The organism is Blautia sp. HCP3S3_B11, from assembly GCF_052064435.1.
Classification (GTDB): domain Bacteria; phylum Bacillota; class Clostridia; order Lachnospirales; family Lachnospiraceae; genus Blautia_A.
Genome location: NZ_JBQHVP010000009.1, coordinates 113,531 through 139,062 on the forward strand (window position 1 = coordinate 113,531; position 25,532 = coordinate 139,062).

Annotated in this window: 21 protein-coding genes and 1 tRNA gene; 13 read left to right on the forward strand and 9 right to left on the reverse strand. The window is 43.9% G+C overall.

Going from position 1 to position 25,532, the window contains the following annotated elements:
• The first annotated feature begins 9 nt into the window (after positions 1-9).
• The gene (locus tag ACTNC0_RS09040; RefSeq protein WP_441087109.1) at positions 10-564 is read left to right on the forward strand and encodes a helix-turn-helix domain-containing protein; all 555 of its coding nucleotides are present in this window, start codon (positions 10-12) and stop codon (positions 562-564) included.
• Between the two features lie 333 nt (positions 565-897).
• The gene (locus tag ACTNC0_RS09045) at positions 898-2,001 is read left to right on the forward strand and encodes a tyrosine-type recombinase/integrase (protein ID WP_441087110.1); all 1,104 of its coding nucleotides are present in this window, start codon (positions 898-900) and stop codon (positions 1,999-2,001) included.
• 136 nt (positions 2,002-2,137) lie between these two features.
• Here ACTNC0_RS09045 and guaA read toward each other — a convergent pair whose 3' ends face one another.
• The 4 genes from guaA to ACTNC0_RS09065 all read right to left on the reverse strand — a co-directional run bounded on the left by guaA (position 2,138) and on the right by ACTNC0_RS09065 (position 7,931).
• Positions 2,138-3,715 (reverse strand): glutamine-hydrolyzing GMP synthase, encoded by a 1,578-nt coding sequence (gene guaA / locus ACTNC0_RS09050; protein WP_008705330.1) that lies wholly within the window; start codon positions 3,713-3,715, stop codon positions 2,138-2,140.
• Positions 3,716-4,622: 907 nt separating this feature from the next.
• Positions 4,623-7,016 (reverse strand): TIM-barrel domain-containing protein, encoded by a 2,394-nt coding sequence (locus tag ACTNC0_RS09055; protein ID WP_441087111.1) that lies wholly within the window; start codon positions 7,014-7,016, stop codon positions 4,623-4,625.
• Positions 7,017-7,578: 562 nt separating this feature from the next.
• A tRNA-Lys gene (locus ACTNC0_RS09060) sits at positions 7,579-7,651 on the reverse strand.
• A gap of 124 nt (positions 7,652-7,775) precedes the next feature.
• A complete protein-coding gene (locus ACTNC0_RS09065; RefSeq protein WP_178761279.1) occupies positions 7,776-7,931 on the reverse strand; it encodes a hypothetical protein in 156 nt (51 codons plus the stop codon).
• On the opposite strand from ACTNC0_RS09065, the gene ACTNC0_RS09070 reads away from it, so the two are divergent.
• Positions 7,908-8,222, forward strand: a complete 315-nt coding sequence (locus ACTNC0_RS09070; RefSeq protein WP_441087112.1) for a DUF6783 domain-containing protein — start codon at positions 7,908-7,910, stop codon at positions 8,220-8,222. The genes ACTNC0_RS09065 and ACTNC0_RS09070 overlap by 24 nt on opposite strands.
• A 13-nt stretch (positions 8,223-8,235) precedes the next feature.
• Here the strand turns inward: ACTNC0_RS09070 and trmB are convergent, their stop codons facing one another.
• The 3 genes from trmB to ACTNC0_RS09085 all read right to left on the reverse strand — a co-directional run bounded on the left by trmB (position 8,236) and on the right by ACTNC0_RS09085 (position 11,823).
• On the reverse strand, positions 8,236-8,892 hold the full coding sequence (gene trmB, locus ACTNC0_RS09075; protein WP_441087114.1) for a tRNA (guanosine(46)-N7)-methyltransferase TrmB: 657 nt from the start codon (positions 8,890-8,892) through the stop codon (positions 8,236-8,238).
• A 106-nt stretch (positions 8,893-8,998) separates the two neighbouring features.
• Positions 8,999-10,270: an amidohydrolase family protein gene (locus ACTNC0_RS09080; protein ID WP_441087115.1), complete on the reverse strand. Its 1,272-nt coding sequence runs from the start codon at positions 10,268-10,270 to the stop codon at positions 8,999-9,001.
• Positions 10,271-10,494: 224 nt separating this feature from the next.
• Positions 10,495-11,823: an IS200/IS605 family accessory protein TnpB-related protein gene (locus ACTNC0_RS09085; RefSeq protein WP_441087116.1), complete on the reverse strand. Its 1,329-nt coding sequence runs from the start codon at positions 11,821-11,823 to the stop codon at positions 10,495-10,497.
• Between the two features lie 421 nt (positions 11,824-12,244).
• Between ACTNC0_RS09085 and ACTNC0_RS09090 the strand changes: the two genes are divergently transcribed.
• The 9 genes from ACTNC0_RS09090 (at position 12,245) to ACTNC0_RS09130 (ending at position 20,941) form a co-directional block, all read left to right on the forward strand.
• Complete coding sequence (locus tag ACTNC0_RS09090; RefSeq protein ID WP_118629678.1) at positions 12,245-12,556, forward strand: hypothetical protein; 312 nt, start codon at positions 12,245-12,247, stop codon at positions 12,554-12,556.
• Between the two features lie 36 nt (positions 12,557-12,592).
• Positions 12,593-13,636 (forward strand): V0D/AC39 family V-type ATPase subunit, encoded by a 1,044-nt coding sequence (locus ACTNC0_RS09095; protein ID WP_441087117.1) that lies wholly within the window; start codon positions 12,593-12,595, stop codon positions 13,634-13,636.
• Positions 13,637-13,791: 155 nt separating this feature from the next.
• Positions 13,792-15,732, forward strand: a complete 1,941-nt coding sequence (locus ACTNC0_RS09100) for a V-type ATP synthase subunit I (RefSeq protein ID WP_441087118.1) — start codon at positions 13,792-13,794, stop codon at positions 15,730-15,732.
• Positions 15,733-15,795: 63 nt separating this feature from the next.
• Positions 15,796-16,227, forward strand: a complete 432-nt coding sequence (locus tag ACTNC0_RS09105) for an ATP synthase subunit C (protein WP_019163225.1) — start codon at positions 15,796-15,798, stop codon at positions 16,225-16,227.
• Between the two features lies 1 nt (position 16,228).
• Complete coding sequence (locus tag ACTNC0_RS09110; RefSeq protein ID WP_008705340.1) at positions 16,229-16,537, forward strand: V-type ATP synthase subunit F; 309 nt, start codon at positions 16,229-16,231, stop codon at positions 16,535-16,537.
• A gap of 12 nt (positions 16,538-16,549) precedes the next feature.
• Positions 16,550-17,137 (forward strand): V-type ATP synthase subunit E, encoded by a 588-nt coding sequence (locus ACTNC0_RS09115; protein ID WP_441087119.1) that lies wholly within the window; start codon positions 16,550-16,552, stop codon positions 17,135-17,137.
• Positions 17,130-18,902 carry a V-type ATP synthase subunit A gene (locus ACTNC0_RS09120; RefSeq protein WP_441087120.1) on the forward strand — a complete coding sequence of 591 codons (1,773 nt, stop codon included), beginning with the start codon at positions 17,130-17,132 and terminating at the stop codon, positions 18,900-18,902. Before ACTNC0_RS09115 ends, ACTNC0_RS09120 begins: the two co-directional genes overlap by 8 nt.
• Before the next feature lie 20 nt (positions 18,903-18,922).
• Positions 18,923-20,305: a V-type ATP synthase subunit B gene (locus ACTNC0_RS09125; protein WP_441087121.1), complete on the forward strand. Its 1,383-nt coding sequence runs from the start codon at positions 18,923-18,925 to the stop codon at positions 20,303-20,305.
• Positions 20,306-20,323: 18 nt separating this feature from the next.
• A complete protein-coding gene (locus ACTNC0_RS09130; protein WP_441087122.1) occupies positions 20,324-20,941 on the forward strand; it encodes a V-type ATP synthase subunit D in 618 nt (205 codons plus the stop codon).
• A 743-nt stretch (positions 20,942-21,684) separates the two neighbouring features.
• Here the strand turns inward: ACTNC0_RS09130 and ACTNC0_RS09135 are convergent.
• Together ACTNC0_RS09135 and trxB are read right to left on the reverse strand one after the other, a co-directional pair.
• Positions 21,685-22,410 (reverse strand): C40 family peptidase, encoded by a 726-nt coding sequence (locus tag ACTNC0_RS09135; RefSeq protein ID WP_441087123.1) that lies wholly within the window; start codon positions 22,408-22,410, stop codon positions 21,685-21,687.
• A gap of 303 nt (positions 22,411-22,713) precedes the next feature.
• The gene (trxB, locus tag ACTNC0_RS09140) at positions 22,714-23,673 is read right to left on the reverse strand and encodes a thioredoxin-disulfide reductase (protein WP_441087124.1); all 960 of its coding nucleotides are present in this window, start codon (positions 23,671-23,673) and stop codon (positions 22,714-22,716) included.
• 63 nt (positions 23,674-23,736) lie between these two features.
• On the opposite strand from trxB, the gene ACTNC0_RS09145 reads away from it, so the two are divergent.
• Positions 23,737-25,485: a DUF885 domain-containing protein gene (locus ACTNC0_RS09145; protein ID WP_441087125.1), complete on the forward strand. Its 1,749-nt coding sequence runs from the start codon at positions 23,737-23,739 to the stop codon at positions 25,483-25,485.
• The last annotated feature ends 47 nt before the right edge of the window (positions 25,486-25,532 follow it).

Below are 25,532 nucleotides of genomic sequence, written 5' to 3' on the forward strand. Positions count from 1 at the left end.
AATGTTTTTATGACAATTGGTAAACGAATAAAAGACTTACGTACTGAAGCCAACTTGCTTCAGTCTGAGCTCGGAAAAGCAGTAGGTTTTTCCGGTCAAGTAGTATCGAATATCGAAAGGGGATACACGCAGCCATCAACCGAACTGGTGAACCGCTGTGCTGCTTACTTCGGAGTTCCTGCCGACTATATCCTTGGCAGAACAGTTTCCAGATATACTGCTGCCGATCCGGTCGAAACTTCCGAAATCCCGATAAAAATAAAATCCCGTATGGCTCAGTTGCAGATGAGCCTGCCGGATCTGATAAAAAAATCAAATCTCACAGAGGAAGCCTGCTGTGACATTCTGGCCGGAAAGACCATTCCGGGAATAGATGCCACTGCAAGCCTGTCAAAAGCCCTCGACACCTCTATGGATTACCTTGTGGGTAATTCTGAATACAGCTGTGCCATTGCTTCAGAAGACGAGCAGGACATCATCCTGCGGTACCGTCAGTTATCCAAGAAGGGAAAACGTATTTTTTTGGGAATGATGGAGAAGATGGAAGAAGAAAAAACAGAATAGTATATTTAACTGGGGAACCGTTGGGGTGTTATGTCAGCCGCCGGACACTTTGGTGAAAGGAGGCTGGTGCTGATGGTTACATATGGTGATTTATTTACTTTTGTAATTATGCTTTGTGCAGTTGTAACTCTTGTTATCAATTTAATGCATAAAAAATAGCGCCCTCGTCCTGGTAAGATAAGGCGCTATTTTTTTGCTGTTGTTTTATCCGGCGGTCAGGTGTACGCTGACCAACGGTTCTCTTGTTAAGTATATTATACAGTTGTCAGAAATATTTGTCAAACATTTGTTTATTACTTTTGTTGACTACTTTTGTTTAATTGGAGGATTCAGATGCCCGCTTATAAATATTTTACTAAAGACGGAAAGACAAAATGGTATGCAAACTTCTATTACGAGGACTGGCTTGGAAAACGGCAGCACAAATGTAAGAGAGGTTTTTCAACCAAGAAAGAGGCTGTAGAGTGGGAACGGGATTTTCTGGCACAGGGTGCGAAGGATCCGGACATCCTGTTTTCTGCTCTTGTTAAGAACTATATGTCCGACTGCAGTTCCCGTCTGAAGCTGACTACTCTGGAAAACAAGCGGTACCTGATTGAATTAAAGCTGCTGCCTTTTTTTAAAGATATGAAAATAGGGGATATCACGCCGATCGTTATACATCGTTGGCAGGACGCTATGATTAATCACAAGGATGAAAACGGCAGGATGTATTCTCAGACGTATCTGAAGACTATCAATAACCAAATGTCCGCTATAATGAATTATGCAGTTAAATACTATAAGCTCCGGAGTAATCCTTGCCTTGCAGCTGGTGCGATTGGAAAGAGCAGCGCGGATGAGATGCGCATCTGGACAAGGGAACAGTTTGATTACTTCCTGACATTTGAAAAGAAAAGCGCATACAGGATGGCATTCAGCCTCATGTTCTATGGTGGACTTCGGTCTGCAGAGGTTCTGGCCATTACTCCGGCGGATATCTTGCCAGACTGTTCCATATCTATCAATAAGAACTTCGTGGTGGTACAGGGAGAACAATATTTCCAGACAACCAAAACAGAAAAGAGCAAGCGCATCGTAAACATCCCTCAATCTCTGTATAAGGAGCTTCAGGACTATGTTTCCAGTATGGCCATAGAACCAGATGAGCGTATATTCTATTTTCAGAAATCCGGTATGCGGTCAGAATTTAAACGGGCAACTGCCAGATCTGGTCTTCCGGAAATCAGGATCCACGATCTCCGGCACTCCCACGCAAGTATGCTGATCGATATGAAATTTTCCATTAAAGAAATTTCGGACCGACTCGGTCATGAATCGCCAGAAACGACCTGGAAGGTATATGCTCATTTGTACCCAGGAAAAGACAGGAAGCTTGCTGACGCTCTCAATGAAGTAAGAGCCACAAATGATAATGTTAAGGATAAAAACGTATGAAACGTACAGCTTCATATAATAACAAAAATTTCCAAAAAATAAGACACTTTCTTCCCATTAACATCACCGTAGCATCACGAGAAAAAAGAAAATCCCGGAAACCCTTGTAAATAAAGGATTTCTGGGATTTTGCTCATTATTCAAACTCAATCGTACCCGGTGGCTTGCTGGTCAGGTCGTAGAATACGCGGTTAACGCCTTTAACTTCGTTAATAATGCGGTTCATAACCTTATTCAGTACTGCATACGGAATCTCAGCAGACTCGGCTGTCATGAAGTCGATGGTCTTCACTGCGCGGAGCGCTACAGCGTAATCATAAGTTCTGAAGTCACCCATAACGCCTACACTTCGCATATTTGTCAGTGCTGCAAAATACTGGTTCGGCATCCATGAAGGATCTTCACCATGTTCTTTCTTATACTCAGCTGCAGCATTGTCTACCTCTTCACGATAAATGAAATCTGCATCCTGTACAATACGAACCTTCTCTGCAGTAACTTCACCGATAATACGGATTCCAAGTCCCGGTCCCGGGAATGGCTGACGGAATACCAGTCTCTCCGGAATTCCAAGCTCCAGACCTGCTTTACGAACCTCATCCTTGAAAAGGTCGCGGAGCGGTTCGATGATTTCCTTGAAATCAACGAAATCCGGAAGTCCGCCTACATTGTGGTGAGATTTGATCACTGCGGACTCTCCGCCCAGACCACTCTCTACAACATCCGGATAAATAGTTCCCTGTGCCAGGAAATCTACCGCACCAATCTTCTTGGCCTCTTCTTCAAAAATACGGATAAATTCTTCACCGATGATCTTACGTTTTGCTTCAGGCTCTGTAACACCTGCCAGCTTGTCATAGTATCTCTGCTGTGCATTGACGCGGATAAAGTTCAGGTCAAACTGACCGTTTGGTCCGAATACACCCTCAACCTCATCTCCCTCATCTTTACGAAGAAGACCATGATCTACAAATACACAGGTAAGCTGCTTGCCGATTGCTCTGGAAAGAAGTCCTGCTGCAACGGAAGAGTCAACACCACCTGACAGGGCAAGGAGAACTTTTCCATCTCCGACCTTCTCGCGGATTTCTCTGATAGTATGCTCAACAAAAGCATCCATTTTCCAGTCTCCGGCACATCCGCATACACCAAGTACGAAGTTGGAAAGCATCTTCTTTCCTTCTACTGTATGAAGCACTTCCGGATGGAACTGGATCGCATACAGCTTCTTCTCCTCATTCTGTGCAGTTGCTACCGGACAGTCTGCTGTGTGAGCAGCAATCTCAAATCCTGGTGCAACCTGGGAAATATAATCTGTGTGGCTCATCCAGCAGATTGTTTTGTCAGATACGTCTTTGAAGATTTTGGAATCTGTCTTATCTACCAGAACCTCTGTCTTTCCATATTCGCTCACATCTGCTTTCTCAACTTTTCCGCCCAGAACATGCATCATAAGCTGTGCGCCATAGCAAAGTCCCAGAACAGGAATACCAAGCTCAAATAATTCTTTATTGCATGTAGGTGAATCTGCCTCATAGCAGCTGTTCGGACCACCGGTAAGGATGATTCCCTTAGGATTCATTGCCTTGATTTTCTCAAGATCGGTCTTGTATGAATAGATTTCGCAGTATACGTTACATTCTCTCACACGTCTGGCAACCAGCTGATTGTACTGACCGCCGAAATCCAGTACGACGACTGTTTCTCTTTTCATGTTTTCCTCCTTGTTTCTCATTATTTGTAACTGTAAAGATATTGAACCATTACCATTGAATTTTATTATAAATTACAGTTCGGATTTTTACAATGCTTATTTTCAGTTTTCCACCTTGTGTTTTCTTCCTACGTTATTGTTCACTCCGTTCACAGTAACGTAGCCAAAATTCATTCCAGATTGCCTGCGGCAATGGAATTTTGGCTTGTATGTCTCGGGATTTTGGCATATTCATGCCAAAACACCTCGCGGGATAGTGGTGTGTGAACAGTAATCTTACTTCCAATTTATAAGTTTTTTAGAATTTAATCACGTTTTTTTCAACAGTCCATCACATTTTACTCACAAATTCCCTGTATATTAATAAGCAAATAAAGCAAATGCTTTACAAACAGGTTGCAAATGCTTTTTCACATAGATTTTTAACTTTTTTCTTTTTCATACTTATGCCGGACCGCAAGGTCCGGCCCTCCTTCTTTTTACAGACCTTTTCAGGTCTTTTTTATAAGTTTTTTAGAATTTAATCACAATTTCTTCAACAGTCCATCACATTTTGCACACATTTTCCCTGTATATTAATAAGCAAATAAAGCAAACGCTTTATTTATAATAAAACTTTTTCTTTTTCATACTTGCCGGATCGCAAGATCCGGCACTCCTTCTTTTAAAATGTGAAATCCCGCTCACAGTAAGACACAACTGTGAGCGGGATTTTTGTGTTACCGCAGAGAACTAGTGTGCCGACAAGTTGATTCTTGAAACAATCTTGCAGGATAAATTTTCTTATTTCAAGGCGGAGGAAGGAGGCGTAGCGGTGGCTACGGCGACCGACGACAACGCGGAAATAAGAAATTTAGACGCAAGATTGTTCGAGAAATCAACTTGTTGGCACACTAGCTTGATTCGGTTAAATTCCCATTGTAAGAATCTCCATCAGTACCCCAAGCAATGACGGATTCAAATTCATGGATACCAGAACTGGCACTGCCTCTGTACCCAGCTCTTTCACTACTTTATAAACCTCTGTCTTCTGTGCATAGGTAATCTGTGCTTTTTCCAGAATCTCATAGACCTCTTCTGCATAGTCTCTCTGATAAACAGCTGCATCTGCCGCAAAAGTAACCTTCACCTGTGCATCTGTCGGCACATCCTTCAAGATCACTATTGTTCCATGAAGCTTCTCATCCTCTGCGGACTCTGCATCCTTATATGCCTGTCCGTTTACAGTAACCTCCTGCGGTTTGTCCTGAATGTTGCAGAAGCGAATCTTCCAGGAACGTTTCTGCGGGATTACTGCTGTATTTCCCTGTGCAGCTTCTATAATAAATACTGTTCCATTCTCATCTGCAGTCTTCGTCATTCTGGTGGACACCCAGTTCTCATCCAGGTCTTCCGGTGTGTCCCCACCGTCTTCCCAGAGTACAAATTCCCCGGATTTTCCAGGATATACAAGTACTTCCAGTTTCTCAGGATTCTCAATGGAATTATCATATCCTTCCATGTCCTTCAGCGGAATGATGCTGCCTTCACGCACAAGTACCGGTATCTCATAAATATCTCTCCAGAGATCCACTTTTCTGCCGCCCTTATATGCTCTTCCGTTAAAGAAATCATACCAGATTCCCTGCGGGATCCATGTCTTCGCACCTGCCAGTCCTGTTACCGGATCCAGCCTATCTGTGATTGGAGATACCATCATCTCTGTGCCGAAATAATAGTTGTTCGGCACTTCATAGGTTTCCTCGCGCTCCGGCTCCAGATAATACATCGGCTCTACCAGCGGCAGTCCCGCTCTGCTTGCACGACGGTTCATGGTGTAAAGATACGGAACCAGCTTATGACGCAGTTTCAGGAAATTCTTCATTACTGTTTCTACAATCTGGTTGTATTTCCACGGTTCTTTTCCATTAAACGGGTTATCTGTGCTGTGCAGACGATTCATTGGTGAAAAGACTCCAAGCTGTACCCACCTTGCAGTGAGCTCGTCGTCTCTGTATCCAAACATATGTCCACCGATATCATGACTCCACCATCCAAAACCGATGTTGCTGGCATTTGCTGTGAAATATGGCTGGAATTTCAGACTCTCCCAGGTAATGATCGTATCACCGGAAAAACCAACCGGGTATCTGTGGCTTCCTGGACCTGCATATCTTGAGAAAGTCAGCGCACGTTTTCCTTTCCACTTGCTGTCCAGATAGTGATAGTGGTTCAGCATCCAGAGCGGATCCAGTCCCGGAACCTTGGTTACAGTTCCCTGCTGCCAGTCAAGCCACCAGAAGTCTACTCCCTCTTCTTCCATCGGATGATGCAGTTCCTCAAAATATGTCTCAATGAATTTCGGATCTGTCATATCAAAAAGTACCGGTTCCTTACTTGCAGGATCAATTCCCATCTTCTCTGCAACTCTCGGATAGGCTTCTTCATAAGCACGCACTCCATCTGCCGGATGTACGTTCAGTGTGATCTTATATCCATGTTTGTGCAGCCAGTCCATAAATTCAGGCGGATTGGGGAAAAACTTCTTATTCCAGGTATATCCTGTCCATCCGCTTCCATATACAGGAGGTACATCCTCTACCAGATGCCAGTCCATATCTACAACTGCAACAGAAAACGGCACTTCTTCTTTCTCAAAACGCTCTACCAGTTCTTTGTACTCTGTCTCTGTGTATTTGTGATATCTGCTCCACCAGTTTCCGAACGTATATCTTGGAAGCAGAGGTGTTTTTCCACATAATCTGTAAAAATCCTGCAGACATTCCACATATCTGTGACCATATCCAAAGAAATAAAAGTCTGCTCTGTTTCCCTGACGTGGCTCTACCATTCCATCTTCGCCCATAGCCATTGTGTGGGAATCATCCAACACTGAAAAACCGTTTCTGGACATAATGCCATGACTCAGCGGAATCTCACCGTCTGCTTCATCCAGGGTTCTGGCTGTTCCCAGCAGATCTTTCGGTTCATCACCATAATGCCACACACGCTCGCTGGCTTTTCCACCCGCAACACGTATCATCAGACCGCTTGGAGAAAATTTCTGCCTGTCATAGTGGATTTCCAGGTCTTTGGTGTAAATATGTAATTCCTCACCGCCATCGCTCACCCTGAATTCCGGCACCGGGAAATCACGATTGCATACCATCTGTGTTGCTCTGTCCTCAAATCCTCCGTCTTCGCTGTACTCAAAACGGATCAGGGCAGTTGTCAGCATTGTAATCCTGAAATGATCGCCCACGATCACAGCTTCCTTTCTGCATACAGGATTACCTTCCAGTACAAATTTCTTTAAGTCCATAAAAGCTTTTCCTCCTTTACATCAACAACAGTTGTAACAGCTGCTTTTATGTCTATTTTAATCTTCTGCAGTCTGATTGACAATGATTTTTTCAACTGCTGAACAATTATGTGACATATACGTTACTGTTCACTCCGTTCTTAGTAACGTAGCCAAAATTCATTCCAGATTGCCTGCAGGAATGATTTCTCAAACACTAGTATGACTCACGCTAATTAACAATCTGATTCATGCTGGATAAATTTTCATCTGCAAGACGAAGGAATGAGACGTAGCGGTGGCTACGGCAAAGATATCTGACGCAGGACTTCACGCTATGATGGACTGGATCGTTTGCAGTAATTTATGGAATTGCTATAGATACAGCGATAGCTGAAGTCGTATCTACGGTATTTTGCACTTGAATATGTGTCTGGAAAAATGTCTGAAAGATAGAAAAATAAGCAAAAAAGCATCAGAATCATGATAGAAAATAAAGGTGTCCAAAAGTCCGCAAACCCTTGTAAAACAAAAAACACCGTCCCCGCGGCAATCGCATTGTCCGCAAAAACAGTGTTCTTAGTGCGCCTTCAGGGGTTCGAACCCTGGACACCCTGATTAAGAGTCAGGTGCTCTACCAACTGAGCTAAAGGCGCATATTCTTTTGTTTTCTTTGTGTTGATGTTTTGTTAACTTCTCAACGCAAGTGATATTATATATAATGTGAGATAAAATGTCAATAGGTATTTTAAAAAAATTTTAAAAAATTTTCTATTTCTTTTATTTTTCCTTTTTTTCATCCTTTTTAGACATCTTATTTAGCATCTTATTGACCTCTTCTGCTGACTTTCGCACCTGGCTGAAAGTATCGTCAAACTTTTTATGCTCATATCCAAACTGTACCATCTTATTATGGAAGGAACTTTTTCGTTTCATAGGCAGACTCCTTCGGGGCGCGAAGCGCCCCTTGGATTTTCTTACACTATATTATGCAACGCAGGCTTCATATTCCAGTCACAGAAATACAACATCTGTAAAATATTGTATTCCTATCCATTAGCTATCCAGCAAAACACTAGAGCGTGTTTGAAAAAGGCTTCCTGCAAGATGTATGTCACAATTTGCGGTATATTTTGTCCGGATGAGGGCGTCGTAACGGGCTACGACAACCGAATTCGGGCAAAATATACCGCAATCTGTTTTCACTACACATCTGACATATGCTGAAACATAGCAAAATTTATCCCCTTGAAATCACCATCTTACAAATCGGATTCCCCATAGAGGAAAATTTCTCCTCATACTCCGTCATCACATTCCCCTGCACCATCTCTTCATTATGATGCAGATCAAAGGTATAGTTTTCCAGATTCCAGCCTGCCTCTTTCACTTCTTCCAGTGAAAATTCAAACAAATCCCTGTTATCTGTCTTAAATTCCACCTTTCCGTCCTGCACCAAAATCTGATCGTAACGCGCCAGGAATTCTCTCGACGTCAGACGACGTTTTGCATGACGTGCTTTTGGCCATGGATCGGAGAAGTTCAGATAAATTTTATCTACCTCTCCCTTTTCAAAAATCTCCGGCAGAAGTCTGGCGTCTACTCTCATAAAGAATAAATTGGAATAAACCTCTCCGTTCTGCTCCAACTCTTCTCTCTTCTGCAGCGCACGCAGAAGTACACTGTCATACATCTCGATTCCCACATAATTGATCTCCGGATGAAGACGCGCCAGATCCATCAGAAATCGTCCTTTTCCCATTCCTACTTCTATATGAAGCGGCTGCTTTTTCGCAAAAACCTCCGCCCAGTGTCCTTTCTTTGTCTGTGGCTCCTGCACCACATAAGGGCTCTCCAGAATCGCATCCTGCGCCCCAGGGATATTTCTTAATCTCATAGTCTCTCCTTATATATTTTATTAGTAAAACGTTAATCGTCCACCCTCTGTCTCTTTATATCAGACAATATAAACTATAGCAATTCCATCTCTATCTTCTTTGATATTATGGCAAAATTATCTCCTTGCCATCAATAAATCTTCCTATTATATTCCTGTCATCTCCCGCATAGCAGAATCTCTCCGCTCTTTCCTCCGGGCTCAGGGTAAAGCCTTCATCCTCCAGTCCGTCAAGCACCAGTGCATTAAACCGATAGCCTTTCTCCAGAGAACCTACTCGGTCAAATACGCTTCCACCAGCCTTGGTTGCCATATGAAATGCCTGTGCAAACGTTATGTTTCCATTTCCTTCCGGTTCATAAAACTCTTTCAGTTTCGAAAGCTGTACTGCTCTTGCAACCTGTCTGTAAACAGCCGCATGCTGTCCGCCTCCGATATCACAGCCCATAGCGATTGGAACACCTTTCTCACTCAATGCTTTCGCCGGCATGATTCCTGCTATAATATTGGTAGTTGCATCCGGGCAATGCACTGTTACGCTGCCAGCTTTGCGGATAATATCCAGATCTGCCTGAGATGGGAAAATATAATGTGCAAAAATAGACGGTCCATGTTCCAGCAGTCCATTTCTCTCATAAATCTCTGCATCCGAACCATAATTTGGAAATAATTCCATCGTCCATTTCACCTCTGCCTGAGATTCTACCAGATGAGTCTGCAATCCGCAATGATATTTTGCAGCCAGTTCGCCCAGTCCTTTCATTAACGGCTCAGAACAGGTCGGTGCAAATCTCGGTGTCAGAATCGGCTGCACAGTTCCTTTTCCCTGATGTTCTGCAAGGAAGCGCTCTGTCTCTTTCAGGGATTCTTCTGTTGTCTCACACAGATACTCAGGAGAATTCATGTCCATATTCACCTTGCCTACATACGCATACATTCCCTTATCGGCCAACGCCCTGAACAGATAATCTGACGCATCATAATGAATCGTCGTGAAAAGACTCGCATGAAACGTTCCTTGTCTGAGCAGTTCTGTCACTACCTGATCATACACATTCTTTGCGTAATCCATGGATGCGAAACGGGCTTCCTGCGGAAATGTATAATCATTAAGCCAGTCAAAAAGCAGCTTGTCCATTCCGACTCCACGCTGCACAAACTGGGAAGCATGAATATGCAGATCAGAGAATGCCGGTATGATCAGACCTCTGCCATAATCTTTTACCTCCACTCCCTGAAATTTCTCAGGAAGAGTTTCATAAGTTCCCTCAACGAAACCATCCTGCACTACCAGATAGCTGTCCTCAAATACTTTCAGTTTCTCTATACTTTCCGAATATAAAATATCTCCATGGCATACAAATAATTCTTTTTTCATAATTTTTATCATTCCTCCACAAATCTTAGCTAATGATATATTTTGTACCTTTGCCTCTTCCGTAAACCTCACATGACTGAAGTCACGTGCTTCCAGACGCTTTAGGCGTCAGACTGAATATCGGCGGATACGCCTGTAACTTAGGTGCGCAGTTATGCGCATTTCCCATGCCAGATATGGCTGGTTCCCACATTACAGGTAGTCCGCTGTATATCTGCCTGTATCTATGCTGCTTTTAAGAGTTCCATTTCTGAATGGAGTTTCCTCAGATCTGCATAGACGCATGAGGTTCTACACTTTACAGGAGGGACTTTTGCCTCCAGCAAAGACCTTTCCGTTGCCGGAAGGGGTTTTAAAAGTTCCCTTATAAAATATCTGGCTCCTATATTATAGGATGCTGACAGGTCACAATTATATCGTTTTCCTGTCTGGAAAGTACAGAGGCTGTGATTTTCCCGGTCACGTGTTACCGCCCCGGAACCATCATAAGCCAGTCTGCTGGTATTCCATGCACAGATCCGGGATATCCGCATCTCTTTCCTGTGTGCCTGATGTTCACAGCGTCTTTGGATATCCCGCTTTCTCCACAGATGCAGTTTCTGTTTTTTCTTTCCCGATATCTTCCCCTGCATCTCCAGATACTCGAACACGATCACATCTGCATGGTTTTCTTCCGCATATCTTACAATCGCACCTGCAATCTTTTTACCCAGTTCTGTGTTCAGACGTTTCGTATATGCCCATCTTCCCTGTGTCTGCGCAGAGCCATGTTCCCTCTGGAATCTGCGGATCCGTCCCAGTGTGTGGTACATCCGGTCTTTTTCACTGGGATGATCTATGAATCTTCTTCCCAGGACAGTTCCGTCTGCCCGCATGATAGTACAGACTGCATCGGTATTGATCCCTAAGTCCACGCTGCAGATAATCTGTTCTTTCACAGGTGTTTTGGTAAGTGTTACTTCCTCTTTATAAGAAAAACGCAAAAAATACTTCTGGTGTCTCTTTTCCAGAGTCGGGGCAGATGCCTTTTTCCCTGACCAGCATTTTCTCAGATATTCCATATCCGTATGATCCAGACGTACACAGGACCATTTCCAGTCATGGCCATCATAGAGTTTCAGGTATGCTTCGTCTTTCCCTTCCGCACCTTCACGATACATGACATCACGGTAGAAGACCGGCATGGCGTGATTTTCATATACAAGCTTTGGTTTCCCGCTCTTTCCGTCGGTCTTTTCCCATAGATCCAGCCGTGTTTTATAAGAGAATACTGTCCCCAGTGCATGCTGGATGGCAGATCTGCGCAGATAGGAAGGCATCTTTGGGAACCGGATATCAAAATCAAAACAGGCATGGTTTTTCTTCGTAGTATGTACCAGATGTTCTGCAGCATTAAAACGCCTCTTTGCATCCGGGATTTCTGCTAATTTTTCCCATACCTGCACATAAATCCCAATCAGATAACTGACAGCAGAACGGTATATCTCCAGTGTCTGGCGGATCGGGATATTCTGTTTTCGTAATTCTACACCATAACTGGATATTATCTGCATTTTTATTTCTCCCTGATAACTCTTTTCTCAGATTCTGTTGTTTTTTCTACTACCCATGACTATATTTTAGCACATATAGTGCCAGAAGTAAACATATGTTCTTTCTTTTAATAAAAAATTTGCGCGTCTAACTCATCACTAAAGTAACGAGAATGCGACGCGCAGTTATTCAGTCTTATTGAATATATTATATGCATAAATACGCAAAAAAACAATCGTATTTTTTTACGATTGCTTTTTTGATTGCTTTTATTTTCTTCTATTCCATTCCTTGTTTAAAAAATAACAATTTTTTCCTCTCTAAAGAAAATTTAGATGGTTTTTTTCAGCAAAAGGGTGTATTATATCTAACAGATATTACTATTTTACACATAGTAAATCTGATTTTTTTGTAAGATTTTGACAACTAAGGAGGTTGAAGATGGAGCAGATACTTAACAAATTATCTGAAATCGAGCTTACAGCCCAACGCATCATGGAAGACTGCGACCGACAAAAGCAAGTGCTTTCTGAAGAAGCGGAAAAAAAATGTAAAGATTACGATGACCTGCTGGAATCTCAGACAAATGAACAGATCCAGAAGATCCGTCAGCAGCTTGAGGAAGAAAAAGACTCCCGACTATCGCAGTTACGGGCAGACACCGAGGCTACCTTTTCTTCTCTTGATGCCCAGTATGAACAGCAACACACACAGCTTTCCCGGGAACTATTTGAGAAAATTTTATCTATGTAATCAAATACGAAACATCAGGAAAGGAAGTGAGCAATAATGGGAGGCGTACTCTCCTACAGCGGACTTTCCACGAAAATCCGCGCAATGCAGAGCAGGCTCACTACCATGGAGCAGTTCGAGGAAATTCTTCAGCTCTCCAACGTTACACAGGTAGCCGCCTATCTGAAACGAATGCCGGAATATTCTTCCAAATGGGATGCACTGGATGAAAATACCCTGCACCGAGGCCAGATTGAGAAGCTTCTGAAGAAATCTATTTTCCAAAATTTCTCCAGAATCTATCACTTTGCAAATCCCGAACAGCGTAAGTTTCTGGATCTGTATTCCAAGCGATATGAAATTCGTGTGCTGAAAGAAGTTATGACAAATATCTTCGATCACCGCGACACAGACCCTGTTGATGTCTCTCCGTATCGTGACTTCTTCCGCCTGCATTCCAACATCGATGTAGACCGGATCACAGCCTGTTCCACCATGGAAGAACTGATCTCCTGCCTCAAAGGAAACGAGTTTTATATCCCGCTTTCGAAGATTCAGGAACACGAAACAGCACTTCTTTTTGACTACGGTATGGCGCTGGATCTATACTATTTTACACAGATCTGGAACGTACGCAAGAAGCTGTTTAAAGGCAAGGATCTGGAAGAAATCACCCGTACCTACGGCGAGAAATTCGATATGCTGAACCTGCAGTTTATCCAGCGTTCCAAACGATATTTCAACATGGATCCGGCAAGTATTTATGCACTTCTGATCCCTATGAATTATAAATTAAAGAAAGAAGAAATCACCGCTCTGGTAGAAGCTCCGACATCGGAAGATGCCAGAAGGATTTTCCAGAAAACATGGTACGGCACCAGATATGGGCAGCTTACTGTTGCCAATCTGGAGGAATTTTACAACTATATCCTCCGCAGTATCCTGGAAAAAGAAGCGCACAGGAATCCCTATTCTGTGGCAGTGATCTATTCCTACCTATATCATAAGGAACATGAAGTAAACCGCCTGACGATTGCTATTGAATGTGTCCGTTATGGCGTACAGCATGATGAAGCCATGCGTTATATATGTAATAACTGACATAACTCATGAGCTGATATCCACAAGTTTTATAATCTGCACATAATATTTTTTGCGGGCTATAAAAACTATAGAATAATACAGCAGATTTCATACAAGTTATATATCCATATTATGTAAACTGTATTAAAAACAACTAACCAGGAGGTGAATTTATGATTGAGAAAATGAAGTTCCTGAGCATTACCGGTCCGAAAACCGATATTGACAGAGTGGTAAACACCTACCTATGCAAGTACGAAATCCATCTGGAAAATGCCCTTTCCGAGCTGACTGCAGTGGAGAGTCTTTCTCCCTTTATGGAGATTAATCCATATAAAGAAGCACTCACTACTGCTAACAGCTTTTATGAGGAACTGACGGATACAAAGCAGATTTCCGCCCGATCAATGAATACGGAAGAGGCATTAAATACCATCCGCCGGCTTCAGTCCGATTATCAGGAACTGAGCAATACCCGCGCGGATCTGGAGAGTCAGCTTGCAGCACTTGATGAATCTTTGCGAGTGATCAAACCATTCAGAAACATCAATTACAACCTCTCCTCAATCCTGAAATTCCAGTTTATCCACTTCCGTTTTGGAAGAATTGAGAAGGAATATTATCAGAAATTTGAGAAGTATATTTATGAGAATCTGGACACGATCTTTATCAAATGTGACGAAGATGATCAGTATATCTGGGGTGTATATTTCGTGCCGGAACATGAAGCACAGAAGGTCAAAGCTGTCTATTCTTCCATGCATTTCGAGCGGATTTATATGCCGGATACTTATGAAGGGACTGCCAAATCAGCATTCGAAGGACTCACCAAAAAACGCAGCGATGTAGCTGCCAGACTGGAGTCTGCGAACCAGAAAAAAGCTGATTTTCTCCAACAGAACAAAGAAGATATCGCAGCATCCCGCAACGCGATCGCACAGCTTTCCGGCAACTTTGATGTGCGCAGACTTGCAGCATGTACCCATGGGGATAAGGATGTCTTCTATATTTTATGTGGGTGGATGACTGAGAAAGATGCACATTCTTTCCAGGCAGATATCAAGGATGACAGCCGTATCTTCTGCATTATTGATGGTGAAGAAGACGAGCATCTGAAACCTGGCGTGCACCAGCAGCCGCCGACCAAATTAAAGAATCCGAAACTGTTCAAACCTTTTGAAATGTATATCAAAATGTATGGCCTTCCAGCCTACAATGAGATGGATCCGACATGGTTTGTGGCACTGACCTATTCCTTTATCTTCGGTGCAATGTTCGGTGATGTCGGACAGGGATTGTTGCTCTTTATCGGTGGTTTCCTGCTTTATAAATTTAAACATATCACACTGGCAGGTATCATCAGCTGCGCAGGTGTATTTTCCACATTCTTCGGATTTATGTTCGGAAGTATCTTCGGATTTGAAGATGTGATACCTGCCTTGTGGCTGCGTCCGATGAACAATATGATGTCTGTTCCGTTTATCGGAAAACTGAATACTGTATTTATCATTGCCATTGGTTTTGGTATGGGAACCATCCTTTTATGTATGGTATTTAACATCTTAAACGCATGGAAAGCCGGAGATATCGAGCATATCTGGTTCGATACAAACTCCGTAGCAGGTCTGGTATTCTACGGATCCGCAGTTGTTTCCATCGCACTGATCCTGACCGGTCATACACTTCCGGGAGGAATCGTACTGTTTATCATGTTTGGTGTGCCGCTGATCCTGATTTTCCTGAAAGAGCCTCTCACAGCCCTTATTGAGAAGAAATCAGAAGTTATGCCGAAGGAAAAAGGAATGTTCATTGTACAGGGACTTTTTGAAATGTTTGAAGTCCTGTTAAGCTACTTCTCCAATACCCTTTCCTTTGTCCGTATCGGAGCTTTCGCAGTCAGCCATGCAGCTATGATGGAAGTTGTCCTCATGCTCGCAGGCGCGGAAAGCGGAAATCTTAACTGGGTAGTGGTAGTCCTTGGAAACCTTTTTGTATGCGGTATGGAAGGTCTGATCGTAGGTATCCAGGTACTTCGTCTGGAATATTACGAAATGTTCAGCCGTTTCTACAAAGGTACGGGACGTAAATTTGAGCCATTCCGCTCCGTAAAGTAAAAAGGAAATATATCAAAACGCATAATACTTTTCATTAAAATAAAACCAAGAGGAGACTTAATTATGACAACAATAGCACAGATTATTTTAGCAATCGCACTGGTACTCAGCATCATCCTTCCATTTGGATACTATCTCATTGGCGAGAAAAACCGCGGACGTTACAAAACAGCCATCGGCGTAAACGCATTCTTCTTCTTTGGCACAATGCTCATCGCCATCGCCGTAATGTTCACAGGTGCTTCTTCTGTACAGGCTGCTGCCGGTTCTGAGGCAGGTCTTGCAACAGGTATGGGCTACATCGCAGCAGCCCTTGTAACCGGTCTTTCCTGTATCGGTGGTGGTATTGCCGTTGCCAGTGCGGCAAGCGCAGCTTTAGGCGCTATCAGCGAGGATCAGAGTATCCTTGGTAAATCCCTTATCTTCGTAGGTCTTGCAGAAGGTGTTGCCCTTTACGGACTGATCATCTCCTTCATGATCCTGGGACAGTTATAAGATGCAGATGTTTTTGATCAGCGACAATATCGATACCTACACAGGGATGAGACTGGCAGGTGTAGAGGGTGTAGTTGTTCACACACATGATGAATTAAAAGATGCTTTGCAGAAAGCCATCTCCAATAAAGAAATCGGAATCATACTCCTGACCGAGAAATTCGGCCGGGAGTTTCCTGAAATTATTGATGATGTAAAGCTTCATCACAAGACCCCTCTGATCATCGAAATCCCCGACAGGCACGGTACTGGACGCAAACCGGATTTTATTACCTCATATGTAAATGAGGCGATTGGACTAAAACTATAGGCAGGTGTTAACATGACAATTGATGAAAAACTCAGCCATTTTTATGATATCACTGTTGAAGATGCCCGCGCAAAAGCTGCCGCCATTCTTGAAGAGCACAGACAGACTCTGGAAAAAATGACAGAAGAACGCAAGGCCCTCAGTGAGGAAAATGCCCAGGCACAGATCAAAGCAGAAACCGCCAATGCAAGACGTGAAGTAAACAAGGCGCTTTCCGCAGAACAGCTCACGATCAAACGCGACTGGACCAAGAAACAGAATGATTTAAAAGAGAAAATCTTCTCCGAGGTAAAAGAACTTCTCAAATCCTTCACCAAAACTTCGGAATATGAAGATTATCTCAGTGAAAAGATCAAAGAAGCTCTGGACTTCGCCGAAAACGATGAAATCTCCATCTATCTTTCCCCGGAAGACAGCGCACTTGCAGAGAAGCTTCAACAGCGCACAGGCGCAGCCATCCAGCTCGCCAAAGACTCTTTCCTTGGCGGTATCCGCGCCACGATTCCTCACAAGAACATCCTGATTGATCACTCTTTTGCAGGAAATTTCGAGGCAGCATACAAAGAATTCAAGTTTGACGGAGGACCAGAATATGAGTAATACAGGTATTATCTACGGTGTCAACGGCCCCGTCATTTATCTGAAGGGCGACAACGGATTTAAAATCTCCGAGATGGTTTATGTAGGTCCGGAACATCTGGTAGGTGAGATCATTGGCCTGAAAAAAGGCATGACCACCGTACAGGTTTTTGAGGAAACTACAGGACTCAAACCAGGAGATACAGTTACAGGTACAGGAGATGCCATCTCCGTACTTCTCGGACCTGGAATCATTCACAATATCTTTGACGGTATCCAGCGTCCCCTGGAAGAAATTGCTAAAGCTTCAGGTAAATATATTTCCCGAGGTGTCAGCGTAGACTCTCTTGACACAGAAAAAAAATGGAAAACACACATCACAGTAAAAGAAGGAGATGTCGTAGGACCTGGTTCTATCATCGCAGAAACCCAGGAAACCGATTCTATCCTTCATAAATCCATGGTGCCTCCGAATCTCACAGAAGCCACAGTTATCCATGCGGTTTCTGACGGAGAATACACCATTCTGGAACCAATCGTAACCATTCAGTTCGCAGACGGCACTACCAGAGATCTGGCACTTGCGCAGAAATGGCCGATCCGTATCCCAAGACCGACACACAAACGTTTCCCTGCAAGCGTTCCGCTTGTCACAGGCCAGCGTATTCTGGATACCCTTTTCCCGATTGCAAAAGGCGGTACAGCCGCTGTTCCGGGAGGTTTCGGTACCGGTAAAACAATGACACAGCATCAGATTGCCAAGTGGTCTGACGCAGATATCATCATCTACATTGGCTGCGGAGAGCGTGGAAATGAGATGACTCAGGTTCTGGAAGATTTCAGCAAACTGATTGACCCGAAATCCGGAAACCTGATGATGGACAGAACCACACTGATTGCTAATACTTCAAACATGCCGGTTGCGGCACGTGAAGCTTCTATTTATACAGGTGTTACCCTCGCGGAATATTACCGCGACATGGGCTACGACGTAGCCATCATGGCAGACTCCACTTCCCGTTGGGCCGAGGCACTTCGAGAGCTGTCTGGACGTCTGGAGGAAATGCCTGCCGAGGAAGGTTTCCCTGCATATCTGGCATCCAAGCTGTCCGCATTCTATGAGCGTGCGGGAATGATGCAGAACTTAAATGGAACGGAAGGCTCTGTCTCCATTATCGGAGCTGTTTCCCCTCAGGGTGGTGACTTCTCAGAGCCTGTCACACAGAACACCAAGCGTTTCGTCCGCTGCTTCTGGGGGCTGGACAAATCTCTTGCCTATGCCCGTCACTTCCCTGCGATCCACTGGCTGACCAGCTACAGTGAATATCTGGAAGACCTGACACCATGGTACAGAGAACATGTTTCCCCGAAATTTGTGGCAGACAGAAACCAGCTGATGGCGATTCTGAATCAGGAAAGTTCCTTGATGGAGATCGTTAAACTGATAGGTAGTGACGTTCTTCCTGATGACCAGAAACTGACACTGGAAATCGCCAGAGTCATCCGTCTGGGATTCCTCCAGCAGAACGCTTTCCACGCAGAAGACACCTGCGTACCTATGGAAAAACAATTTAAGATGATGGAAACGATTCTCTATCTTTATGAAAAATGCCGCGCGCTGATTACCCGCGGAATGCCTGTTTCCATACTCAAAGAAGGCAACAATATTTTTGAAAAAATCATTTCCATTAAATATGATGTAGCAAATAATCAGCTTGAGAAATTTGACCAGTATAAACAGGATATCGACACTTTCTACGACGACATTATGAAGAGAAACGGCTGATGCCGGGAGAGGAGAAGTTTATGGCAATTGAATATTTAGGCTTAAGCGAAATAAACGGACCTCTGGTGGTCCTGGAAGGCGTCAAAAATGCCTCCTATGAGGAAATCGTAGAATTTCACATGGACGACGGGACTCGCAAGATCGGCCGTATTATTGAGATTTACGAGAACAAAGCTGTAATCCAGGTTTTCGAGGGAACAGACAGCATGTCCTTAAGCAATACCCACACAAGACTGACCGGACACCCAATGGAGATCGGACTTTCCCCGGAGATCCTGGGACGAACCTTCAACGGTATCGGCCAGCCAATCGACGGACTGGGCGACATCACCCCGGAAGTCAAATTAAACATCAACGGACTTCCACTGAACCCGGTAGCCCGTGAATACCCACGAAACTATATCAACACCGGTATCTCCGCGATTGACGGACTGACCACGCTGATCCGTGGTCAGAAGCTTCCGATCTTTTCCGGAAATGGTCTTCCACACGATAAGCTGGCTGCACAGATCGTACAGCAGGCATCCCTGGGAGAAGGCTCTGATGAAAAATTTGCCATTGTTTTCGCAGCAATGGGTGTCAAATATGATGTCGCAGAATTTTTCCGCCGTACCTTCGAGGAAAGCGGAGCTGCAGACCACGTAGTCATGTTCCTGAACCTGGCAAACGATCCGGTTGTTGAGCGTCTTCTTACACCGAAGATTGCCCTCACCGCCGCAGAGTATCTTGCTTTTGAAAAAGGAATGCACATCCTGGTCATCCTGACAGATATCACTTCTTTCTGCGAGGCCATGCGAGAAGTATCCTCCTCAAAAGGTGAAATTCCGTCCCGTAAAGGTTACCCGGGCTATCTGTACAGTGAACTTGCAACCCTGTACGAACGCGCCGGTATCGTCAAAGGCAAACCAGGTTCTGTAACCCAGATTCCAATCCTGACCATGCCTAACGATGATATCACCCACCCAATCCCTGACCTTACTGGTTATATCACCGAGGGCCAGATCGTTCTGGACAGACAGCTTCATGGGCAGGCAATCTACCCGCCGATCAACGTACTGCCATCCCTTTCCCGTCTGATGAAAGATGGTATCGGTGAAGGCTACACCCGAGCCGACCACCAGGACGTAGCAAACCAGCTTTTCTCCTGTTATGCAAAGGTTGGAGATGCCAGAGCCCTTGCTTCTGTTATCGGTGAGGATGAGCTCTCTCCACTGGATAAACGATATCTGGTATTTGGTAAGGCTTTTGAAAATGAATTCGTCGGTCAGTCAGAGACGGAGAACCGAAGTATCACCGAGACTCTTGATAAAGGCTGGGAGCTTCTGGGACTTCTTCCGAAGGAAGAACTTGACCGAATCGATACGAAGATCCTCGATAAATACTATCACGAAACAGTACGCTAAAAGAAGCGAGGTGATTGAATGGATCCGAATACCTTTCCCACCAAGGGAAACCTGATACTTGCAAAAAACTCGCTGAAACTTTCCCGTCAGGGTTATGAACTGATGGACAAGAAGCGTAACATCCTGATCCGCGAGATGATGAATCTGATTGACCAGGCAAAGGATATCCAGACGCAGATTGATGTCACTTTCCGCGCCGCTTACGCTGCGCTCCAGAAGGCAAATATGGAAATCGGCATTGCCTTTGTCCAGCAGATTGCCTGTACCGTTCCCATAGAGAATTCCATCCGTATCAAAACCCGAAGCGTTATGGGTACGGAGATTCCTCTTGTGGAATATGACAAAACCAGCAATACCCCAACCTACGCTTACTACAGCACAAAGATGTCCCTGGACGAAGCCAAGGTTGCATTCGAGAAGGTAAAAGAGCTGTCCATCCGCCTCTCTATGGTGGAAAATGCAGCCATCCGTCTCGCAGCCAACATCAAAAAGACGCAGAAACGTGCCAACGCACTGAAGAATATCACAATTCCGAAGTACGAGGCACTGACCAAGGATATCCAGAATGCACTGGAAGAAAAAGAACGTGAGGAATTCACCAGATTGAAAGTTATCAAGCGAATGAAGCAAAAATAAATATAAAGTGATTAAAAACAGCCAGATGAATGTCCGGAATCCAAAAATTCTGAACCCATCTGGCTGCTTTTTACATGTGGAAAACTATTTAAAAAGTTATCCCCATCGTCATTTCTTTTGTGTATCTGTCATCCACATCTGTCTCTCCTATGTGGAAATTTCATCTTTTACACACTCGGATTCTCTTTTTATATTCTGTTGTGTATATCTGCATAATATCTTTCTGAATATTCAGACTATTTTTATATATAATCCTTTATTTTGTCTTTTGCACACAATATTATATGATTTTTAGAATATAAAAAAGTCAATAGATTTTTGATTTTTTCTGTCGTAAAATGTGGATTTATCATTTTACACAAAACATTCGTTTCTTTTTCTGTTATGTAAATCAAGTATTCCACACAAAAAAAATGTGGATAATGTGGATAACTTTGTGTATAACTTTAATTTACGGGATTTTTTAAAGGTTATACATGTGGATAGAATGTGTATGACTTTATCCACTTATCCAACCTTTCGACATTCTTTGTGCAATTTGTCGAATCCCCTGTTTTATGCTTCTTATGGGTGGGTAAACGAATATTCAAGCAAGTCCCACCCACTGCTTATTGCTCTTCGTAACCTCTGCAGGCGACTTACTTGATTCGGTTAAACAGACACATAAAAAGCCTCATTTATCGTTACTCAAATATAAGAGTAAGCTCTAAACGAGGCTTTTACATAATCACAATTATTTCTTATTATTCCATGAATGTTCCAATTGCTACCGGCTGTTCATAATCATAGTTAGAAATCTTGATTCCTGTAGCAGCACCGCTGGCATGAATAATCTTTCCATCACCGATATAAAGCGCTACATGATCGATAGCTCCGCTTCCATAGAATACCAGATCTCCCGGCTCAATCTGGCTGATATTTTTCTTAGTGGAGGCATCACACTGGGCTGCTGCCACACGCGGAAGGCTATAGCCAAAGTTGGCAAATACAGACATTACAAAGCCAGAACAGTCAGCGCCGTTTGTAAGGCTTGTTCCACCGTATACATAAGGATTTCCCTCAAACTGCAATGCAAAATCCACCACTGCCTGTCTCTTGGCAACACGCTTTGCTTCTGCCTCTTCGGCTGCTTTCTTCTTTGCATCCTCAACTGTCTGTTGGATACTCTCCAACGCTGTTGCCTTTTCCTGCTCTGCTTTCTCAGATGCCTTTTCCGCTTTCTCGATTCTTCTCTCCTCGCGGATCTGGGCTGCTTCCTCTTTCTTCGCTACAAACTTCTGAGTTTCCTCTTCTGTCTGCTTCGCAAGAGCGCTTGCCAGAGCACTCACACTTCCGGTTGCTTCGCTGCTGTCTGTTCCGTCAGAAAATACCTGCTCACCGTCATCAAACTGTGCCGCACTCACTCCTTGTGTCAGAACCATAGAACTTACAGCTACTGCCATTAAAATTGCTTTTATTTTATTATTCATTTACCTGTCAACTCCTGTTAATATACACTCCAACCTCTGGGACACTTTCACTATGCTTCTATTTGGCATATTCATATTGCCGTGAATCAGACAAACACCTTCCAAATATCAACTGGCGAACATCATTCTCTACATTCCTTGAATAATGAAGCCCCATTAATTGTTACTTTTTTGTTACAACAAGTTACGCATTTGTGTATATTAGCACAGTTGTCAAGTTATGTCAAATGAAAAAAGTGTGAAATAGATATACTAATCACGCTCTCTGTTAACGAATTTTCAAAATCAGAGTGAAGTATAACATTAATGCCGAATCAGATAATTATGTGCAGAAGTCACCGCATTCGCGCCATCCGCCACCGCTGTCACAACCTGTCGCAGCATCTTTGTGCGGATATCTCCCGCTGCAAAAACACCCGGTGTTTCCGTAATTCCTTCTTCTCCCGCAATAATATATCCGGCTTCGTCAAGCTTCACCAGACATTTGAATTTTTCTGTATTTGGAAGGATTCCTACAGCAATAAAAACTCCATCTGTATCGATTACGGATTCTGTATCATCCAGGACATTTCTGATTTTCAGTCCTGTGACGCATTCTGTACCCTGAATCTCCACTGCCACACTATTCCATATCATCTCCACATTCTCACATGCTGACAAACTCTCCTGGAGGATTTCGTCTGCGCGCAATTCATCCCGTCTGTGAAGCAGATAAACTTTCTTACAGATTCTTGAAAGAAAGATTGCGTCCTCCACTGCCATATTTCCACCACCAACGACAACCGCGGTCTTATCCTTAAAGAAAGCACCATCGCAGGTAGCGCAGTAAGAAACACCCATTCCGGACAGTTCTTCCTCGCCAGGAATATTCAGTCTGCGATGGCTTGCACCACAGGCAAGGATCACTGTTTTTGCTCTGTATTCATGTTTCTTTGTTCGGATAATTTTCTCAGTTCCGGCATCTTCTACTGACAGGACATTCTCCCTTACAGGTTCAATTCCCAGCTTAGCCGCATGTGCTCCCATAGCCTCACCAAGATCCATCCCGCTGATTCCCGGCATTCCCGGATAGTTGTCCACCTCGTAAGTGTTAAGTACCTGTCCGCCCTGAGCAAACTGCTTATCCAGCCATAAAATATTCATCTTCGCTCTGGCAGCATAGATTGCCGCGCTGATTCCCGCAGGACCTGCTCCCAGAATCACTATATCGTAAATCTCTGACATCCTCTTACCTCCATCTGTTGTTACCAAATATGATAGCATACTCCCCCCTCTTTTCCAATAAGATAGTAAAAAGCGCCTTCCGAGGTGGATATGCGTATTCATATGAGCATCCCCAAAAGATTCCTTGCCCTCTGCCTGGTTTTTGCCACAGGAATCGGACTGGGCTGCCTGTCCGATCATTTTATTTCAGAAAATTCCCGTTTTCAGGCTTTTACCGACGAATTATTTCAGTCTGAAGTAAGCAATAACACGCTCACCCTGCATTACACCCTCGCCAATCCCTCCAAAAAAGGAATCAAAAAACCCGAAGTCACCCTGGGTACTGTCCTCTCAGACTCAGACAAAACAACCAACATCTGCCAGAAATATGAAAAAAAACTGCAATCCTTTACCTACTCCAAACTCTCCAAGGAAAACCAGCTTACCTGTGATCTGCTCCTTCTCTACTTCCACACCAGGGCATCCCTTGGAAAAAACAGCATTCTGGATGAGCCGCTAGGTCCAAGCCTGGGCGTGCAGGCACAGCTCCCGGTTCTTCTCGCAGAATATTCTTTCTATAAAAAAGAAGATATTTCCGATTATCTGAAACTCCTAAGTACCATAAAACCATATTTCCAGAGCATCCTGAAACTTGAAAATCAAAAGTCCCAGGCTGGTCTTTTCATGAGCGATACAACCCTTGACCGGATTCTGAAGCAATGCCGTTCCTTTATTGCTGATCCTGACTTCAACTATATGGATGACATTTTCACTCAGAAATTAAAAGCCTTCTCTAATCCTGCCCTGACTGACAAAGACCAGAAAAAGCTCTGTACATATCATCACAAACTAATCTGCGAAGAAGTAATTCCTGCCTATCAGGAGCTGATTAATGGTCTGGAGAAACTTCGCGGAACTGGGAAAAGCAGCCGGGGACTGGCTTTTTTTGAGGGCGGTCGTGAATACTATATTTATCTGCTCAGAAGCCAGACCGGAACCTACGTCCCTGTCAAGAGAATCGAACAGCGCCTGTCCTCCCAGCTTCTTTCTGATTATCATCAGATCCGTTCTCTTCTTCAGAAAGATCCTGACTTGATTTCTGGTCTGTCCAGATACGTCAACGAACTTACACTGTCCCCGGAACAAATGCTGGATGCACTGCCCAAGCTTATGACTGAAGATTTTCCCACATTAAGCGATGTGACCTACGAGATCCGGTCTGTCCATCCCTCCATGAAAAGTTTCCTCAGTCCGGCCTTTTACCTCACACCACCTGTTGACACCCAGAAGCCAAATGTGATTTACATTAATGATTCCGGCCGCACTACCAGTCTGGAACTCTTCGGCACTCTTGCCCACGAAGGATTTCCCGGACACCTGTATCAGACAGTTTCCTTCGCCCGAAGCAATCCCTCTGACATCAGATACCTTGTCGCTTCTTCCGGTTATGTGGAAGGCTGGGCCACTTACGTGGAATCCTACGGTTACGAATATGCTGCCTCCCTTATGAAAAACTCTGCCGCAGCCAAAGGCGCAGTCCATCTGGCATGGCTGAACCGTAGTATGAACCTGTGCATCTACTCGCTGATAGACATTGGCATCCACTATCGTGGCTGGGACGCCGCCCGCACTGCTGCTTTTCTAAAAGCTTTCGGCATCACCAACGTCTCCACTGCAAATGAAATCTACCAGTATATTATCGAAACCCCCGGAAATTATCTGAAATACTACTGGGGATACCTTAACTTCCTTGATCTGAAAACAACCAGCCAGAAAAAACTTGGCGATAATTTCAACCTGAAAGAATTCCACCGAAAGATTCTGGAAATCGGCCCGGTACAGTTTCCGGTGCTGGAAAAATATATGAAGTAAAGCATTACTGTTATCATTCAGCCATCTGAACGGCAGGGTAGAATCCG